Below are 17,693 nucleotides of genomic sequence, written 5' to 3'. Positions count from 1 at the left end.
GTATATCCCCGCGCGGAACAAGGCGCGGCACGCGCCGCCGCGCGGATCGCTGGGCCGTCCCGCGGCCTAGCGATTTGGAGAGGGATCGCTATTCTGTCGGGTCACACGGGCTTGGCAGGCATAAACTGCCAGACAGTGCCGTTGCTTCGCTAGTCCCCGGCCCAGCGTTCCGCGCGGCTCATGCCTCGGGTTCAACGATCCGATAGAACCCAGTGATAAACGCACCCTTACCTATCTTAAAAAAGAAAGCCCGCGCGAATGCTCGCACGGGCCAATTGTCCGATATGATGCACACTCAGATGTCGAGCGTGTTGTCGCGTTCCCATTTGGTGAAATGGCTGACAAAGGAATTCCATTCCTGCCGTTTCAGCTTGAGATAGGCGGCCGAGAAATCATCGCCCATCGTGGCCTTGAGTTCCTTGTCCTTGTCGTATTCGCGCAGGGCGTCGAGCATGTTGAGCGGCAGCTTGGGCGCGCCGCGCACCTTGTGGCCCTCGGCGTACATGTCGATGTCGTGACGCTTGCCCGGATCGGCCTTGGAGCGGATGCCCGAGAGACCCGCCGCGATGATCACGGCCTGCAGGAGATAGGGGTTGACCGCGCCATCGGGCAGGCGCAGCTCGAACCGGCCGGGGCCGGGGACGCGCACCATGTGGGTGCGGTTATTGCCTGTCCATGTCACCGAGTTGGGCGCCCATGTGGCACCCGAGATGGTGCGGGGCGCGTTGATGCGCTTGTAGCTGTTGACGGTCGGGTTGGTGATGGCCGCAAGCGCGCTTGCGTGCTTCATGATGCCGCCGAGGAAGTGCTTGCCGCGCTCCGACAGGCCCACTTCGCCGGTCTGGCCTTCGCCCTTGCCGGCAAAGACGTTGGTCTTGGCCTTGGCACCGGGGCCATCCCAGACCGAAATATGCGCGTGACACCCGTTGCCGGTCAGGCCTTCGATCGGTTTGGGCATGAAGGTGGCGCGGAAGCCATGCTTTTCCGCGACGGATTTTGTCATGAACTTGAAGAACGAATGCTTGTCAGCGGTGACCAGCGCGTCGTCGTATTTCCAGTTCATCTCGAACTGGCCATTCGCGTCCTCGTGGTCGTTCTGATAGGGTTCCCAGCCCAGTTCGAGCATGTAGTCGCAAATCTCGCGCACCACGTCATAGCGGCGCATCACGGCCTGCTGGTCATAGCAGGGCTTGCCACTGGTGTCATGAGGATCGCTGATCTTGTCGCCCTCGGGGGTCAGCAGGAAGAACTCGGCCTCGATGCCGGTCTTGACATGCAACCCTTCGGCGGCGGCCTCGCCGATGAGGCGGCGCAGCACGTTGCGCGGGGCCTGAGCCAGATCCTGGCCATCCATCACGCAATTGGCCGCGACCCAGGCGACATCGCGCTGCCAGGGCAGCTGGATCACCGATGCGGGATCCGGCACGGCCAGCATGTCGGGATGCGCGGGCGTCAGATCAAGCCAAGTGGCAAAGCCCGCGAAACCGGCGCCGTCCTCTTGCATGTCGGCAATCGCCTCTGCCGGCACCAGCTTGGCGCGCTGTCCACCGAACAGGTCGGTGTAGGAAATCATGAAGTATTTTACGCCCTTGTCCTTGGCAAATTTCGCCAGATCACTGGTCATTTTCTCGGTCCCTGTTGTCATGTGTTTTCGGAAAGTGGTGGGCGTGGCCCAAGAGGCCACGCCGGATCGGGGATCAGAAGCCGGTGCCGGGTTTGCCGGGCCACCAATCGGTTCCGGCAAGCGGAACCTTGGCCATGGCGGCGGCCTCCATCGTCACGGCGCAGAGATCCTCTGGTTCGAGATTGTGCAGGTGGCTCTTGCCGCAGGCGCGCGCTATGGTCTGCGCTTCGAGCGTCATCACCTTGAGGTAGTTGTTGAGGCGACGACCCCCTTCGATGGGGTCAAACCGCTTCATCAGCTCGGGATCCTGGGTGGTGATGCCCGCGGGGTCTTTGCCCTCATGCCAGTCGTCATAGGCGCCCGCGGTGGTGCCAAGCTTGTTATACTCGGATTCCCACTTGGGGTCATTGTCGCCAAGGGCGATCAGGGCTGCCGTGCCGATGGCCACCGCATCCGCGCCAAGCGCCATGCATTTGGCCACGTCCGCGCCGGTGCGGATGCCGCCCGAGACAATGAGTTGCACTTCGCGGTGCATGCCCAGATCCTGAAGCGCGCGCACTGCTTCGCGGATACAGGCGAGGATGGGCTGGCCCACGTGTTCGATGAACACGTCCTGTGTCGCGGCCGTGCCGCCCTGCATCCCGTCGAGCACGACCACATCGGCCCCGGCCTTGACCGCCAGCGTGGTGTCGAAATAGGGGCGTGCGCCGCCAACCTTGATATAGATCGGAACCCGCCAACCGGTGATTTCGCGCAGCTCCAGCAGTTTGATTTCCAGATCGTCGGGGCCGGTCCAGTCGGGGTGACGGCAGGCCGAACGCTGGTCAATCCCCTTGGGCAGGTTGCGCATCTGCGCCACGCGGTCCGAGATCTTCTGACCCAGAAGCATGCCGCCGCCGCCGGGCTTGGCGCCCTGACCGACCACCACTTCGATGGCGTCAGCGCGGCGCAGGTCATCGGGGTTCATGCCATAGCGCGAGGGCAGATATTGATAGACCAGTTTCTTGGAATGGCCGCGTTCCTCGGGGGTCATGCCGCCGTCACCGGTCGTGGTCGAGGTGCCCGCCAGCGTGGCACCGCGCCCCAGCGCCTCTTTGGCGGGGCCAGAGAGCGCGCCAAAGCTCATGCCCGCGATGGTGATCGGGATGTCGAGCTGGATCGGGTTCTTGGCAAACCGGGTGCCCAGCGTCACCGAGGTGTCGCAGCGCTCGCGGTAGCCTTCGAGCGGGTAGCGCGAGATCGACGCGCCAAGAAACAGCAGGTCGTCGAAATGCGGCACCTTGCGTTTGGCCCCGCCACCGCGAATGTCATAGATGCCGGTGGCCGCCGCGCGGCGGATTTCCGCGTTGATCGACTGCGAGAAGGTTGCCGACTGGATCGGCATGGTGCGCGGAGCGCCGTGGGTCTCGTCTTTCATGGTCTGAGCCCTCAGTATGCGTTGTCAGGTTTGAAGTTATAAAGCTGGCGCGCCGAGCCATAGCGGCGGAACTCTTCGGGTTTGGCGTCACAGCCGCCACGTTCGAGCAACTCGGCAAGGAGCTCCAGATGTTCGGGGCGCATCTCTTTTTCGATGCAATCGGCCCCGAGGGATTTCACGCTGCCGCGCACGAAGAGCCGCGCCTCGTAGAGGCTGTCGCCGAGGGCGTCCCCGGCGTTGCCACAGACAACAAGGTTGCCCGATTGCGCCATGAAGGCGGACATATGGCCGATGTTGCCATGCACGATGATGTCGATGCCCTTCATCGAGATGCCGCAGCGCGACGAGGCATTGCCCTTGATGATGAGCGTGCCGCCATTGCCGGTTGCCCCGGCGTATTGGCTGGCGTCGCCTTCGACGATCACGGTGCCGCTCATCATGTTCTCGGCGACGCCGGGGCCGGCGGAGCCGTGCACATGCACGGTGGCCTGTTTGTTCATGCCGGCGCAGTAATAGCCGGTCGAGCCCATGACATGCACCTCGATGGGAGCGTCGAGCCCGACGGCGATGGCATGGCTGCCGCGCGGATTGATGATGTCCCAACCGGTTTGGTTGGTCTCATTAGCCTGTGCCTGAAGGGTGGCATTGAGGCTGCGCAGCCCTTCGGCGGCGAGGTCAAATGTCTGCATATCAGTGCTTCCAGAAATAGACGGTTGCGGGCTCGGGTTCCCAGACGCGGGCCTGTTCGATGCCCGGCAGGTTGACGAGGGCGCGGTATTCGCTGCCGAAGGCCACGTATTGATCGGTTTCGGCCATGACGGCGGGTTTGCAGGCGATGGGATCGCGCACCACGCCAAAGCCGTCCTCGGTGCCGACAACGAAGGTGAAGAAACCGTCGAGATCGACCAGCGAGCTTTCGAGTGCCTCGCCCAGGGTGGCGCCTTCGCGCATCTTCCAGGTGAGGTAGGCGGCGGCCACTTCGGTATCGTTCTGGGTTTCGATGCGCACGCCTTCACGCAGCAGCTTGCGGCGCAAGGAGTTGTGGTTGGAGAGCGAGCCATTGTGCACGAGGCACTGGTCGGAACCCGTGTTGAACGGATGCGCGCCCATGGTGGTCACGGCCGATTCGGTGGCCATGCGGGTATGGCCGATGCCATGGGTGCCGCTCATCTTGGAAATCTCGAACCGGGCGGCCACGTCCTTGGGCAGGCCCACTTCCTTGTAAATCTCGATGCTCTCGCCTGCGGACATGACGCGAACGCCGGGGGCGATTCGCTCGAGCGTGGCGCGGGTCTCGGAGGCCTTGTCGGCGGGGAAATCCAGCACCGCGTGGGTATCCTTGCGGGTGAGGGTGACGGGTGCGCCCAGTTCGGACGAGAGGCGCTCGGCCAGACCGTCGAAGTCCTGGGCGGCGTTATCTGACTGGATCGTCAGTTTGGCATGGCCCGCCTGTGGTGCGCCGTAAACGGCGATCCCGGCACTGTCGGGGCCACGGTCGGTCATCGTGATCAGCATATCGGTCAGCAAGCTGCCAAGCTGGGGTTCAAGTGCTTTGTCTTTCAGGAAAAGTCCGACAATCCCGCACATTCGCGTTTGCTCCACTTTGGTGATTCTGCCCCGGGGGGCTCCCTGAGTCCGAGCCTAGCATCGGACTGAAGGTGCTGCAACTCAAATGAATAAAAGTTTCCTGTGGGTAATTTGCGCGGACCGGTGTGGCCCGCGCAAATCACGGCAGGATCAGTAGCGTTCGAGATGCTTGCGCACCTTTTCGGGATCGCCCATCCGGCGCGCCTGTTCCAGGTGCTCGCCCTCGCGGACGAACTGGATGCGGTGCCACGCGAGCCAGAAGATCACACCGACCACGGTCATGGCCATTTCCCAGCCTTGGAAGGGATAGACGGCGCCGACTTCGGCCAGATCAACGGCCCAGGATTCGTATCCGATTGTAGACATGTGCCTTTTCCTTATTCTGCTGGGGTTGCTTTGGCTGCGAGATAGGCCTTGTCGGCCTCGATGACCTGAACGATGGCATCCTCGTAGGCATGGTGTTCTGCGTAATCGAGACCCTGCAATTCCACCTCGACCGGGATGCGCAGCACGCCGGCGGCGGCCTGCATCTTGGACACGATGAAGGCGGGCAGGAAGCCCAGGACGAAGAACATGATCACCGCACCAAGGGTCTGACCCAGCGGGTTGATCGTGGCATAGCCCTCGAAGGGTGAGGAGGGCGCGCCCCAGAGCATGAAGCCTGCGATGATGAGGCCGACCACGCCGGAATAGCCATGCACCGCAACTGCGCCCACGGCATCGTCCAGTTTGAACCGGCGCTCGACCCAGTAGTGGAGCTTGTAGACGATCACGACACCGACCGCGCCGACCAACATGGCCTGAATCGGGTGGTAGAGGTCATTGCCCGCTGACGCGGTGATCACCCCGGCAAGACCGCCGGAGAATGTCCAGAAGGCATCGCCCTTGGACACGACATAGGCCGCCATGAGACCGCCCGAGAGCGACATCAGGAAGTTGAAGGTGATGGCCGACAACGAGGTGGGCGCGAGATAGATGTTTGTGGCCGTCCAGGTGGTGCCGGTGATCTGACCGCCGATAACCTCGGGCGCGATGAGCGGCACGTTGCAGGCGGCATAAAAGCCCCAGAAGCCGGTATAGATCAGGAAAATCCCGATGGTGAGCATCCAGGGGTTATGCGGCGGGATGTCCCGCGGGGTGCCGTCAGCGGCGAATTTGCCGATCCGCGGCCCCAGAACCATGATCACGCCGAGGGCGTAACCACCCGCGATGGCGTGGATCACGCCAGAGGCATAGGCATCGTGGTAGCCCAGGAACTTGACCATCCAGCCGTCATAGTGCCAGCCCCAGGCGGCGTCGATGATCCACCAGACCGATCCGATCAGCACCGCATGAACCCAGAGGGCGGAGGAGCGAATCCGCTCGATCACGGAGCCGGAAACGATCGAGGCTGCCGTCCACGAGAAGAGCAGGAAGGCCGCCCAGAACACGCCGGTGATCCGGTCGCCAAGATTGGTACCCATGGTCGGGGACCAAGGCAGGTTGGCATCGCCCAATTCGTGATTGAGTCCGCCAAAGAAGGGGAACATTGGGAAGGCCCAATAGATCCACCAGCCGAAGAAGAAGAAGGTCACGGTGACAAGAGGAATCACCATCACGTTTTTCATCAGCGTGTGCATGTGGTTGCGGCGGCGGCTCGCGCCCACCTCATACATGCAAAAGCCGACATGGATCAGAAACATGAAGACGACCGTCACCCAGTAGTAAAATTCGGTGAATATGGTCGTCAACGCATCAAGGTTGCCGTTCATCGCACTCTCCCTGTTGTGCTGTGTTGTTTTATTGGTGGTAAAAACTTTTTCTTCTAAGGGGGGCAAAGATTTTCCTGCCTGTCAAGAAATTTGAATCGAAACGGTGATCATTTCTGTTGCTGCCCGGATTTCGGGCGGGAGGAATGGCGATATTCCCATCAGGAAAAAAATCTGCATGAAAGTATTGATTTTTGCTGCGATCTGCGTCTGAATATCGTCAAACATAACACCGACAGGGAGGCTTACATGGCCATTATCTACAGAACTTCTGCCCTTGCACCGCGGCATGCCGAAATCGGCGGTGAGCTGACCGATTGGAATGGCATGGGCACGGCATGGTTCTATGACCATACCGACGAACGCGCCGAGGCGGATTATCTGGCGGTCCGCACCAAGGCGGGCCTGATGGATGTGTCCGGCCTCAAGAAAATTCACATTGTGGGCCCGCATGCCGCCGCCGTGATCGACCGCGCCACCACGCGCAATGTGGACAAGATCATGCCGGGCCGCGCCGTCTATGCCTGCATGTTGAATGACGCGGGCAAGTTCATCGACGATTGCGTGATCTACCGCCTCTCGGTCAATCACTGGATGGTGGTGCATGGCACCGGCACCGGCCACGAATCGCTGGCGATGGCCGCCTATGGCAAGAACGTCGCGATGATCTTTGATGACGATCTGCACGATATGTCGCTGCAAGGGCCGGTGGCCGTGGATTTCCTCGAAAAGCATGTGCCGGGGATTCGTAATCTGGCCTATTTCGGCATCCTGCAAACCAAGCTCTTTGATTTGCCGGTGATGATCTCTCGTACCGGATACACCGGCGAGCGCGGCTATGAGATTTTCTGTCAGGGTCGCCACGCGATCCAGATCTGGGATCGCATCCTGGAGGACGGCAAGGACATGGGCATCGTGCCGGTGCAGTTCTCGACGCTCGATCTCTTGCGCACCGAAAGCTATCTGCTGTTCTATCCCGGCGACAATTCCGAAACCTTCCCGTTCAAGGACGATCTGTGCGGCGATACGCTCTGGGAATTGGGCCTGGATTTCACCGTGTCGCCTGGCAAGACCGGGTTCCGCGGCTCGGAGAACCACTATGCGCTCAAGGGCAAGGAACGGTTCAAGATCTACGGCGTGCGGCTTGAGGGCAAGCGCGCGGCCGATATGGGCGCGCCGCTGCTCAAGGATGGCGAGGTCGTGGGCGTCGTGACCTTTGGTCTGAATTCCAACCTCAACGGCTATAACGTCGGCATCGCGCGGATGCCGGTTGACTGCGCGGTGCCGGGCACCAAGATGAGCGTGCGCTATGCGGATGGCACCGAGGTCGCTTGCGTGGCCGAAGAGATGCCATTCTATGACAAGGACAAACTGATCCGGGCGGCCAAGGGGTAACCCTTGGCCTTCGGGCCTTTGGCCCTAATGACGCGAAAGGGAGCAGACGCGAAGATGTCGAAATTCCAGTTTCCGGAGAGTATCGCCAGCCGCCCGGTCTATGGCACATTGGCCCCGCGACCGGGCAAGGCGCATCTGATGATCGCCGATGCCGAGGGGGCCGAGGCGCTGTTGGATCTGGCCGCGCAGGATGCGGGGCTGATGGCCAAGGCCCATATCCTCTATATCCCCAAGGGGACCGGCGAGACCTATGTGGAGAAGCTGCGCGCGGCGGGTCCGGCGCAGCTCTATATCGGGCCGAGTTATGCGGCCTCGGTGCAGCGGCTGCGGCGGGTGCTGTCGGATGCGCATATGGGCTTGCAGGTCTATCTTGCGGGGACCGAAGGGCTGATGGGGCAGGCGATGAACGAGGCGGTGAGCGCGGGCATTCCGCATAGCGCCATCCAGACCGAGCATCGCGGTTCGACTGCGCGTCGGATGCAATGCGTGCATTGCAAGGGGATCACCGAGGATGTGACCACCGATCCCTTTGTCTGTTCGCATTGCGGCCTGAACCTATTCGTGCGTGACCACTATTCGCGCCGTCTGGCGGCGTTTCAGGGGGTTTGCATCGACGCGGAGGACCCCGGAAATGTCCCCCCTGCGAAGGAGATATATTCATGAGCGCCGCCCCCCAGAAGGCCCGCGCCGGGGCTGAAAAGATCGAGGTGGTTGTGGCTGCCGTTGTGCCGGTGAACGAATTGGTGACACGGTTCGAATTCCGCCGCCCGGATGGGGCGGAGTTTCCGCCGTTTTCGGCGGGTGCGCATACGGTTGTGGAGATGCACGACGACGGGCGCACGCGGCTCAACCCCTATTCGTTGATGTCGGACCCCGGTGATCGCTCGCTCTATGCCATTTCCGTGCGGCGCGATGACGAAGGGCGGGGTGGATCGCTCTATATGCATCGCCATGTGAAACCGGGCGATGCGATGACCATCACCTATCCGGTCAACCTATTTCCGCTGGATTTGCGGGCGCGCAAGCATGTGTTCTTTGCCGGCGGGATCGGCATTACGCCCTTTATGGCGATGATCGCGCAGTTGGAGCAATCCAACGGCAATTGGGAATTGCATTACGCCTGCCGGAGTGCAGCGCTTGGTTCCTATGCGGATGAGCTGCGGGGCAAGTATCCCAACAAGGCGCATATCTATTATGACGATCAAGAGCAGGCGATCCCGCTCGATGATCTCTTGAGCGGGCAACCTCTGGGCACGCATATCTATGTCTGCGGTCCCAAGGGGATGATCGGATGGGTCAAGGCCCGCGCCGCATCGCTTGGCTGGCCGGATGAGGCGGTGCATTCCGAAGAGTTCCTTGCACCTCAACCCGGCGCGCCGTTCGAAGTGCGGCTCTGCAAATCCGACCTGGTGATCCAGGTGGGCGAGCATGAGAGCCTGCTGGAAGCCATTGAGCGGGCCGGGGTCGATGCGCCCTTCCTCTGTCGGGGCGGTGCCTGCGGGCAATGCGAGACCGACGTGGTCGAGTTGGACGGTGAGATCGTCCACCGCGATCACTGGCTGGACGAGGCCGAACATGCCAGCGGCAAGAAAATAATGCCCTGCGTCAGCCGCTTTATCGGCAAGACGCTGGTTCTGGACCGGTAAGGAGCCATCTGCGATGACCATTCAGTTCAATAACGAGACCTTCCGCGACGATTACTCGTTCCGCAACTCGCCTTGGGCGATCAAGCGGTTCCCGTTCCCGTTCCACGAAGACAGCTATATGTATTCGGTGAATATGGAGCAGCATCGTGGCGGGCCAGAGGGCTCGGTCTATGAAAAGCGGTTCGATGTAGACGAGCATTACCTGTCGGAAATGCGCGACCGGGCGCTGGTGCTGGCCGATGATCCGCTGCGGTGCCAATCCTTGCCGCATATGACGCTGGCGGGGTGGGATACACTCGAGCTGATCATGACCTGCAAGGCCGAGGATTACCCCGACCTCTTTGAATTGCACCGCGATGGCAACCGCTGGCGGTGGATCAACAAGCCGATGGGGATCGACCAGAGTTTCACCTTTCTCGATCCGACCACGCTGCCTTGTGGGCCGTTGGAATATATCACGCGGCAGACGCAGGGCGATTTCGCCGTGCTCGATCAGCGCGACGAGATGCTGTGGATGGATGCGGGGATGGTCACGACGCAGGCGGACTGGTCGCTCGACTTCGACATCGGCATGAACTTCTTTGAGTGGCACGCGCCGGTGCCTCTGGCGCATGAGATGGGGATTTTCCAGCGCGCGCTGAAATTCCTGCTCAATGTGCAGCAGGGCGCGCCGGCGCGGCGGCTGAACTGGACCATGACGGTCAATCCGCTCTTGGACACCAGCCCCGAGAACTACCACAAATGGGGCGTGCAAAAGACCACGCTCACGCCCGAGAATATCGGCGCAAAACAGCATCTGCGGGTAGAGTTGCAGACCTTTTTCCGGTTGCCGCGCTCGAATGCGCTGCTTTTCCCGATCCGCTGCTATCTGATCGCGTTTCAGGATGTGGTGAGCGTGCCGAAATGGGGCCGCCGGTTGCACCGAGTGGTGCGCGATCTGCCTGAGGAACTGGCGACGTATAAAGGGTTTATCGCCAATCGCCCGTTGATGATCGAGTATCTGAGCCGGTTTGACGACGGGCTGCCCACCAGCCCCGGTGTTTGGCCCGATCTGGAGACGGAACCGCCGTTGCAGAAGTGAAGCACGAGGGGGCCTATCGTTGAGGGTGGCCCAAGCGTGCTTGAATGTCCTGTGGTTAGGGGGAGCGGGCGCGACCGTTCCCCCTAAACATCAGCTCTTTTGCGGATAGCTGATGATCGACAGGTAGCGGATCGGGAAGCGGATCAATTGATCCGGCCCATGCGGGGCGTCGGCATCGAAAAACAGCGTGTCACCGGGAGTGAGGTGATAGGTCTCGTTGCCGTGGCGATAGCCGACCTCACCGTCGAGCATGTAGATCATTTCGATCCCTTCATGCTGAAAGGTCTGGAACGTGTCGGATTCTGAGTTGAGCACGATGAGATAGGGTTCGACCATGACGCCGCTGCTGTTCGATCCGATATGGCCGAGGAGATTGTATTGATGGCCCGCACGGGTGCCGGCGCGCTCGATCTCGACCCCTTGGCCGGCCTTGGTATGCACGGCTTCGCGGCGTTCTTCGTATTCCTTGAAAAAGGCGGTCAGCGGCACCGAGAGTGCGCGCGCCAAGGTTTGCAAGGTGGTCAGTGAGGGTGAGGTATTGCCGTTTTCGATCTTGGAGAGCATGCCGATGGACAGATCCGTCATGTTCGACAGTTCGGCCACGGTGATATTCTGTTTCTTGCGATAGGCGCGCACTTCGCGACCGATCGCGACTTCAAGCACTTTCTCGCGTTCTTCGCGCAGCTTGTGAGGGTCCTGAGTCAGTTTGACCAATTTTGCGGCTTCCATGATGCTCATTGTTTTCCTCTCAGCTTTAGGGCGAATGCGTCGAAAAGGCCAGAATGTCTGTTCAGACTTATCGTCTTCACCATATTGCATAAATTTTTCCCAAGTGGAAAATGTTACGTAGAGGCACAGGCAGTTCCGACAAGAGGCCGACCGAGATGACACAGCGCGTGATCCGAATAGGGTTCCTGATCTTTCCGGGATTTCCGATGTCATGCCTGACCTCGGTGATCGAGCCGCTGCGCGCGGCCAACGAGATTTCAGGGCATCGCACCTTCGCCTGGGATCTGGTGGCCGAAGGGGCGGAGCGGGTGATGTCGAGCGCGGGCATCGGGTTTGAACCGGGCCGGCGTCTGTCAGAGACCGACGATTGCGATTACCTGCTGCTCTTGTCGGCCCCCACCAGCCGCTTTGCCGATGCGCGTTCTGCCGCACATTTGCGGCGCGTTGCGCGGCATGGCACGGTTCTGGGCGCGATCAGCGGCGGGGTATTCCCGCTCTTGCGCAGCGGGGCGGTGGCGGATGTGGCGCTATCGGTGCATTGGTGCTATCAGGCGGCGTTTCTGGCCGAGTTTCCGGGCGTGCCCGCGTCCGATCAGGTGATCGAGATCGACCCGCGCTGCGTGACCGCATCGGGGGCGGCGGCGGCCTTTGATCTGGCGCTGCATATGGTCGAGACAGCACTTGGCGCGGGAATCGCAACCGAGGTCGCCTGTTGGTTCCAGCATCCGATGATGCGCAAGGCTGGCGTGCAGCAAATGGTGCCCGTGCTGGGCGAGGGGGCGCGGGCGACCGATCTGCCACCAATGGTTGCAAAGGCGATTGACCTGATGGCGCGGCATATGTCGGCGCCCTTGTCGATGGCGGAGGTGGCCGAGGAGCTGGGCATCACCCCTCGGCATCTGGAGCGCAGCTTCAAGCGGGCGACAGGGCAGAACCCGACCAATTATTTCCGTGCCATGCGGATGAAGGCAGCGCGGCAGATCGTGATGTATTCCAACGACACCATGGCGCAGATTGCCGAAGCGGTGGGCTATGCCAGTTCCAAGGTGCTGGTGCGGCATTACCGCGATGCATTCGGCATTTCGCCGCGTGAGGATCGGCAGCGGATCAACCTGACGCGGGTCAAGGGCAATCTGCCGGTACCCTCGGTCTGAGGTCCGGGGCGGTGTCACTTCCGATGAGACGCACTGTGCCCTAGCGGCGCAAGCCTGTGCCGATCTGGTTCAGGATGGCCTCGATGGCGGCGTCAGGTGCGTCACCTTCCCCTGCCACCCGCGCCTTGATCGCATCGAACCGGGCGCGGAGGGCTGTTTTCTCAGCCCCTTGGCAATCGTTCCAGGGCCGCCCCTGCAAGCCCATGACAAGGGCATAGTAGCCGATGAAATGCGGGGACGTGCCGTTGCGCAAGAGCGCCTCATAGGCGGCATCGGCCCCCATGGCGCGCAGGCTGTCGGCGTCGTGAATGCCGGCGCGCGCAAAGCCTGCGTCCGAGGCCGGGCCGAGATTGCGGATCGAGGAAACGGGGGCAGGCATGGGTAGCAATCCGTTGATCTGGTAGGCCCGGAGGGACTCGAACCCCCAACCAAAGCGTTATGAGCGCTCTGCTCTAACCAATTGAGCTACAGGCCCCACCTGCGGCAACTGGTAAGCCGGGGGCGGGGCGGGGTCAAGGCTTTGAGATTGCGCAGCGGCGGTCAATCGGCTAACGGGTGGCGCATTCTAGCGATGGGGACTTGAGGCCATGACCGAGCGACAGAACGGGATCACCTATGCCGATGCAGGCGTCGATATTGACGCGGGCAATGCGCTGGTCGAGCGGATTAAACCCGCGGCCAAGCGGACCAACCGTTCGGGCGTCATGTCGGGGCTGGGCGGCTTTGGCGGGCTCTTTGATCTCAAGGCGGCAGGCTTTAGCGATCCGGTGCTGGTGGCGGCGACCGATGGGGTGGGCACCAAGCTGCGCATCGCGATTGACACGGGCCATGTCGATGGCGTGGGGGTCGACCTGGTGGCGATGTGCGTCAATGACCTGATCTGTCAGGGGGCGGAGCCGCTGTTTTTCCTCGACTATTTCGCCACGGGCAAGTTGGAGCTGGAGCAGGCGACGCGGATCATAGAAGGGATCGCGCGGGGCTGTGAAGGATCGGGCTGTGCGCTCATCGGTGGCGAGACAGCGGAAATGCCGGGCATGTATCCCAAGGGCGATTTCGATCTGGCGGGGTTTGCCGTGGGGGCCATGGAGCGGGGCACGGAGCTGCCTGCGCATGTGGCTGAGGGCGATGTGCTGCTTGGCCTTGCCTCGGACGGGGTGCATTCCAACGGCTATAGCCTCGTGCGGCGGATTGTCGAGATGTCGGGGCTGACATGGGAGGATGCCTGCCCCTGGGCCGAGGGCAGTCTGGGAGAGGTTCTGCTCATGCCCACGCGGCTCTATGTGCGCCCCGTGCTGGCGGCACTGCGGGCGGGGGGCATCCACGGCCTGGCGCATATCACCGGCGGCGGTTTGACCGAGAACCTGCCGCGCGTCTTGCCCGAAGGGCTGGGGGCGGAGATCGACCTTGGCGCGTGGGAGTTGCCGGGCGTGTTCCGCTGGCTCGCCGAGACCGGAAACATGGCAGAGCCGGAATTGCTCAAGACATTCAATTCCGGCATCGGGATGATCGCAGTGGTGGCGGCCGATGAGGCCGACGCGGTGAGCGCGGCGCTCAGCAAGGCCGGTGAAACGGTTTGCCGGCTGGGACAGGTGGTGGCGGGCAAGGGCGTGGCCTATCGGGGCCGTCTTTTGTGAGCAAGCGGGTCGCGATCCTGCTCTCGGGGGGCGGTTCGAACATGCGCGCGCTTGTCGCGTGCATGACCGGCGACCATCCGGCGCGTCCGGCGGTGGTGCTGTCGAACCGGGCCGATGCGGGAGGTATCGCCTGGGCCGGCGAGCGCGGGATTTCGACCGAGGTGGTGGATCACCGCCCCTACGGGGCCAATCGCGCTGCGTTCGAGGCCGAGTTGACCGAGCGGCTGGTGCCCTATGGCATCGACATCATCTGTCTGGCCGGGTTCATGCGCGTGCTCACGGCCGGGTTCGTAACGCCTTGGCAAGGGCGGATGATCAATATCCACCCCTCGCTCTTGCCGAAGTACCGTGGTTTGCACACCCATGCCCGCGCGCTGGAGGCAGGCGAACAGGAGGCGGGCTGCACCGTGCATGAGGTAACGGCGGAACTGGACGAGGGACCCGTTCTGGGACAGGCGCGGGTGCCGGTTCTGGCAGGCGATACGCCAGACAGCCTCGCGGCGCGGGTGCTGGCGCAGGAACATATCCTTTACCCCATGGTGCTGCGGCGCTTTGCCGAGGGCAATCGCGCGCCGCTCTATCTGCCCTGAGCGCGGCGGTTGCATTTCCGCCGTTCTTCACTATAGCTTGGGGTGGGGGATAGAACCGGGCACCTGAGACAAGAGCAAAGATCACCCCATATGAAAACCATCACCACGACTGAAGAACTGGCGGCGTTTTGCGCCATGGCGCGCAAGCATCCTTATGTGACCCTCGACACCGAGTTTCTGCGCGAGCGCACCTATTATTCCAAGCTCTGCCTCTTGCAAATGGCCGTGCCCGGCGGGGATGACGAGAGCGCCGTTCTGGTCGATCCGATCGAGGGGTCGGAGATGTCAATGGAGCCGCTCTACGAGCTGTTTCGCGATACATCGGTGGTCAAGGTGTTCCATGCCGCACGGCAGGATCTGGAAATTTTCCACGTTGACGCCGGGGTGATTCCCGATCCGCTGTTCGATACGCAGGTGGCGGCCATGGTCTGTGGCTTTGGCGAGCAGGTGGGCTATGAGACGCTCGTCAAGCGGATCGCCAAGCAGAGCGTCGACAAAAGCTCTCGGTTCACCGATTGGTCGCGGCGTCCTCTGACCGAGGCGCAAAAGCATTATGCGCTGGCGGATGTGACGCATCTGCGGGTGATTTACGAATATCTGGCCAAGAAGCTGGCGAGTTCCGGGCGCGACAAATGGGTGGCCGAGGAATTGAGCGTGCTGACCGATCCCGCGACCTATCGCACCGATCCGGCCGACGCGTGGCAGCGGGTCAAGACGCGCAACACCTCGCCCAAGTTTCTGGCGATTCTGCGCGAACTGGCGCGGTTTCGTGAAGAGTATGCGCAATCGCACGACGTGCCGCGCAGCCGTGTCTACAAGGATGATGCGCTGGTCGAACTGGCCTCGACCAAACCGGTGACGCCGCAGGATCTGGGGCGGTCGCGGCTCTTGCTGCGCGAGGCGCGCAAGGGGGACATTGCCGACGGGATTCTGGCGGCGGTCAAGGCGGGGCTGGAGTGCCCGGCGGACCGCATGCCACGTGCGGAGGCCTTGGACGACCGCGCGCAAGTCAACCCGGCGTTGGCCGATCTCTTGCGGGTGCTGCTCAAGGCCAAAAGCGAGAGTTACGGCGTTGCGGCCAAGCTGATTGCCAGTGCGAGTGATCTTGACGCCATCGCGGCGGGTGCGCGCGATCTGCCGGCGCTGCGTGGCTGGCGGCTTGATGTTTTCGGCACTGATGCGCTGCGGCTCTGCAGGGGCGAGGTGGCGCTGGCGGTCAAGGGCAGCAGCGTAGAGACAGTGGATCTCTGAGCCAAGGCAGTGCCCCGCCTTTAGCGGCGGCTGACCTGCTCGTTGCGGGCACCGATCACGCGGATTTCATCTGAGCGCTCAAGCACCTGGTTTGAAACAAACACCGCGGCCATCACAGTGCGCGCGCGCTCTGGGCCCTCGGGTTGATCCTCGGGCTGAATGGCCATCAGGCGATAGTCCAGCCGGCCGTTCACGGGTTTGTCGTCTGTTTCGGAAACCAGTCGCACGTCGAAGGCCCCCTGTTGCAGGGTCACGCCCTCGACCCTGATGATGCCGCCGTCGCTGGTGCGTTCGATCACCATGCGCGTGATCTGATCCACGGGCGTGCCCTCATAGACCTTGTCGCGGCGACGACGAAAAATCGTGTCTTCGCGTTCGGGGATGAGGGGGTTGGTGTTCGCGGGGGCCGGTTCTGCGGCACGGCGGCGCGGTGTGCTGCGCCCGAACCAATTGCGCGGATTGGCGCGCGACTGGCGATATCCGCCGCAACCCGCCAGAACCGACATTGCCACCAATGATAGAAAGACCCGCCGTTGCATGCCATCCGCCCCTGTCATCTTTTCCTTTCGACTATCCTATCGCGTCCGGCTTGAAAAGGTGCAAGCGAGGTCTGGACCTTTTTCCGACCCGGCCCTAGGTCTGAGGCAAAGCGCAAGGAGAGTGTCATGGCCGCTGCCGCCTTTGAAGAGATTGTCGATGATTTCGAGTTTCTGGAAGATTGGGAGGATCGCTATCGCTATGTGATCGACCGGGGCCGGGCGATGGACCCTCTGGATGACGCGCTCAAGGTGCCCACGACCAAGGTCGAGGGCTGTGCAAGTCAGGTCTGGCTGCATCCACGGATCGAGGCGGGTGTCTTCAGCTTTGATGGCGATAGTGACGCGATGATCGTGCGTGGCCTGATCGCGGTGCTGCGCGCGCTTTATAACGGCGTGCCGGTGGGAGAGGTGGCGCGGGTGGATGCGCCTGCGGAACTGGCGCGGTTGGGGCTGGATGCCCATCTGTCGGCGCAACGCTCGAACGGGGTGCGGGCGATGATCGAGCGGATCAGGCTGGTGGCGGCGGAGGCCGCGTAAGGCAGCCGCGTGGGGGCTCTGCCCCCGCACCCCCGAGGTATTTAAGACCATATGATATTTAAATCAGTGCCTTGCGGCTTGAATCTCAAGTGATACCTTAAGATCACCATAGCCCGTGAAGCGGTATTCATAGGCGAGGCCAAGGCGCGCGGCGCAGTCCTCTGCCTTGGCACGCAGGGCGGGATCGTCAGTTTGCGCCTGATAGACCAGCTTGGTGTAATTGCCAAAGATCATGTCGCGCAGCTGCGGGTGGCGGTCGAGCCCCATGGGTTTCCAGACAAAGGCATCGAATTGCCGCACGAGGAAATCGGTGAGGTAGAAGGCGCTGATTTCATCCTCATGGGCGGCAAAACGGTCGAGACCTTCGTAAAAGGCATAGCAATGCGGGCCTGCCACCATCTCTACGCCCAGTTCGGTGCATTTTGCCTGGAGCAAGCCGCCGGTGCCGCAATCGGCATAGACCACGAAAATGCGGTCATAATCGTGGCGATGGGCGAGGACGGATTTTTCCACCTCTTCGGTGATCTGGTCGGGGTAGAGGTGCAGCTTGGCCGGAAGGCATTGCAGATCCATGTGATCCCAGCCGTTCAGGCGTTTCAGCGCCAGGATCTCATGCGCCAAGGCCCCGCAGGCAATGAGCAGAAGGCGGCCTCGTCCCTCGGCCTCAAGCCCCTGTGTGGTCAGGTGATCGTCGCTCGGATCCATTGCCGGTCCTCTCAAATGCAAACGGCCCGCGCGGGGGCGGGCCGTTCTTGAGCGTT

At 62.0% G+C, this 17,693-nt stretch carries 20 protein-coding genes and 1 tRNA gene; 9 read left to right on the top strand and 12 right to left on the bottom strand.

Going from position 1 to position 17,693, the window contains the following annotated elements; genetic code table 11:
- Window positions 1-295 precede the first annotated feature (295 nt).
- The 7 genes from glnT to AACZ65_RS07590 form a co-directional block, all read right to left on the bottom strand.
- A complete protein-coding gene (gene glnT / locus AACZ65_RS07620) occupies window positions 296-1,624 on the bottom strand; it encodes a type III glutamate--ammonia ligase (RefSeq protein ID WP_339669548.1) in 1,329 nt (442 codons plus the stop codon).
- 73 nt (window positions 1,625-1,697) lie between these two features.
- Window positions 1,698-3,041 (bottom strand): FMN-binding glutamate synthase family protein, encoded by a 1,344-nt coding sequence (locus AACZ65_RS07615; RefSeq protein ID WP_297537753.1) that lies wholly within the window; start codon window positions 3,039-3,041, stop codon window positions 1,698-1,700.
- Window positions 3,042-3,052: 11 nt separating this feature from the next.
- Window positions 3,053-3,730, bottom strand: coding sequence for a protein GlxC (locus tag AACZ65_RS07610; protein ID WP_339669546.1), 678 nt, complete (start codon window positions 3,728-3,730; stop codon window positions 3,053-3,055).
- A 1-nt stretch (window position 3,731) separates the two neighbouring features.
- Window positions 3,732-4,628 (bottom strand): glutamine amidotransferase family protein, encoded by an 897-nt coding sequence (locus AACZ65_RS07605; RefSeq protein ID WP_297537748.1) that lies wholly within the window; start codon window positions 4,626-4,628, stop codon window positions 3,732-3,734.
- Window positions 4,629-4,778: 150 nt separating this feature from the next.
- Window positions 4,779-4,994, bottom strand: coding sequence for a hypothetical protein (locus AACZ65_RS07600; protein ID WP_037274857.1), 216 nt, complete (start codon window positions 4,992-4,994; stop codon window positions 4,779-4,781).
- A gap of 11 nt (window positions 4,995-5,005) precedes the next feature.
- On the bottom strand, window positions 5,006-6,379 hold the full coding sequence (locus tag AACZ65_RS07595) for an ammonium transporter (RefSeq protein WP_339669543.1): 1,374 nt from the start codon (window positions 6,377-6,379) through the stop codon (window positions 5,006-5,008).
- Window positions 6,380-6,460: 81 nt separating this feature from the next.
- Complete coding sequence (locus AACZ65_RS07590) at window positions 6,461-6,604, bottom strand: hypothetical protein (protein ID WP_206018464.1); 144 nt, start codon at window positions 6,602-6,604, stop codon at window positions 6,461-6,463.
- A gap of 21 nt (window positions 6,605-6,625) precedes the next feature.
- Here AACZ65_RS07590 and AACZ65_RS07585 point away from each other — a divergent pair, with 21 nt between their 5' ends.
- From AACZ65_RS07585 to AACZ65_RS07570, 4 genes are read left to right on the top strand one after another with little or no spacing between them, the layout of a single operon-like run.
- Window positions 6,626-7,771, top strand: coding sequence for an aminomethyltransferase family protein (locus tag AACZ65_RS07585; RefSeq protein ID WP_339669539.1), 1,146 nt, complete (start codon window positions 6,626-6,628; stop codon window positions 7,769-7,771).
- Between the two features lie 54 nt (window positions 7,772-7,825).
- Entirely contained in the window at window positions 7,826-8,434 is a 609-nt protein-coding gene (dmmA, locus tag AACZ65_RS07580; protein WP_037274866.1) for a dimethylamine monooxygenase subunit DmmA, read from the top strand.
- On the top strand, window positions 8,431-9,417 hold the full coding sequence (locus AACZ65_RS07575) for a PDR/VanB family oxidoreductase (RefSeq protein WP_339669537.1): 987 nt from the start codon (window positions 8,431-8,433) through the stop codon (window positions 9,415-9,417). The genes dmmA and AACZ65_RS07575 overlap by 4 nt, the downstream gene beginning before the upstream one ends.
- Window positions 9,418-9,430: 13 nt before the next feature.
- Entirely contained in the window at window positions 9,431-10,498 is a 1,068-nt protein-coding gene (locus tag AACZ65_RS07570) for a DUF3445 domain-containing protein (RefSeq protein WP_339669535.1), read from the top strand.
- 90 nt (window positions 10,499-10,588) lie between these two features.
- Here AACZ65_RS07570 and AACZ65_RS07565 read toward each other — a convergent pair whose 3' ends face one another.
- Entirely contained in the window at window positions 10,589-11,236 is a 648-nt protein-coding gene (locus tag AACZ65_RS07565; RefSeq protein ID WP_339669534.1) for a helix-turn-helix domain-containing protein, read from the bottom strand.
- Window positions 11,237-11,382: 146 nt separating this feature from the next.
- Between AACZ65_RS07565 and AACZ65_RS07560 the strand changes: the two genes are divergently transcribed.
- Window positions 11,383-12,381 carry a helix-turn-helix domain-containing protein gene (locus tag AACZ65_RS07560; RefSeq protein ID WP_297537733.1) on the top strand — a complete coding sequence of 333 codons (999 nt, stop codon included), beginning with the start codon at window positions 11,383-11,385 and terminating at the stop codon, window positions 12,379-12,381.
- 40 nt (window positions 12,382-12,421) lie between these two features.
- Here the strand turns inward: AACZ65_RS07560 and AACZ65_RS07555 are convergent, their stop codons facing one another.
- Both AACZ65_RS07555 and AACZ65_RS07550 read right to left on the bottom strand, forming a co-directional pair.
- The gene (locus tag AACZ65_RS07555; RefSeq protein ID WP_037275011.1) at window positions 12,422-12,760 is read right to left on the bottom strand and encodes a TfoX/Sxy family protein; all 339 of its coding nucleotides are present in this window, start codon (window positions 12,758-12,760) and stop codon (window positions 12,422-12,424) included.
- Window positions 12,761-12,779: 19 nt separating this feature from the next.
- Window positions 12,780-12,856, bottom strand: a tRNA-Ile gene (locus AACZ65_RS07550).
- Between the two features lie 112 nt (window positions 12,857-12,968).
- On the opposite strand from AACZ65_RS07550, the gene purM reads away from it, so the two are divergent.
- The 3 genes from purM to rnd all read left to right on the top strand — a co-directional run bounded on the left by purM (window position 12,969) and on the right by rnd (window position 15,856).
- Window positions 12,969-14,015 (top strand): phosphoribosylformylglycinamidine cyclo-ligase, encoded by a 1,047-nt coding sequence (purM, locus tag AACZ65_RS07545; protein WP_339669530.1) that lies wholly within the window; start codon window positions 12,969-12,971, stop codon window positions 14,013-14,015.
- Window positions 14,012-14,605, top strand: a complete 594-nt coding sequence (gene purN, locus AACZ65_RS07540; RefSeq protein ID WP_339669528.1) for a phosphoribosylglycinamide formyltransferase — start codon at window positions 14,012-14,014, stop codon at window positions 14,603-14,605. The genes purM and purN overlap by 4 nt, the downstream gene beginning before the upstream one ends.
- Before the next feature lie 90 nt (window positions 14,606-14,695).
- Complete coding sequence (gene rnd, locus AACZ65_RS07535) at window positions 14,696-15,856, top strand: ribonuclease D (RefSeq protein WP_339669526.1); 1,161 nt, start codon at window positions 14,696-14,698, stop codon at window positions 15,854-15,856.
- A 20-nt stretch (window positions 15,857-15,876) separates the two neighbouring features.
- On the opposite strand, the gene AACZ65_RS07530 is transcribed toward rnd, so the two are convergent.
- Window positions 15,877-16,413 carry a hypothetical protein gene (locus tag AACZ65_RS07530; RefSeq protein WP_339669525.1) on the bottom strand — a complete coding sequence of 179 codons (537 nt, stop codon included), beginning with the start codon at window positions 16,411-16,413 and terminating at the stop codon, window positions 15,877-15,879.
- A 108-nt stretch (window positions 16,414-16,521) separates the two neighbouring features.
- Between AACZ65_RS07530 and AACZ65_RS07525 the strand changes: the two genes are divergently transcribed.
- Window positions 16,522-16,932: a SufE family protein gene (locus AACZ65_RS07525; RefSeq protein ID WP_037274885.1), complete on the top strand. Its 411-nt coding sequence runs from the start codon at window positions 16,522-16,524 to the stop codon at window positions 16,930-16,932.
- 63 nt (window positions 16,933-16,995) lie between these two features.
- On the opposite strand, the gene AACZ65_RS07520 is transcribed toward AACZ65_RS07525, so the two are convergent.
- Complete coding sequence (locus tag AACZ65_RS07520; protein WP_339669523.1) at window positions 16,996-17,637, bottom strand: DUF1638 domain-containing protein; 642 nt, start codon at window positions 17,635-17,637, stop codon at window positions 16,996-16,998.
- Window positions 17,638-17,693 lie beyond the last annotated feature (56 nt).

This window comes from uncultured Roseovarius sp. (assembly GCF_963972555.1).
Classification (GTDB): Bacteria; Pseudomonadota; Alphaproteobacteria; order Rhodobacterales; family Rhodobacteraceae; genus Roseovarius; species Roseovarius mucosus.
This window is presented reverse-complemented; position numbering and strand designations above follow the sequence as displayed.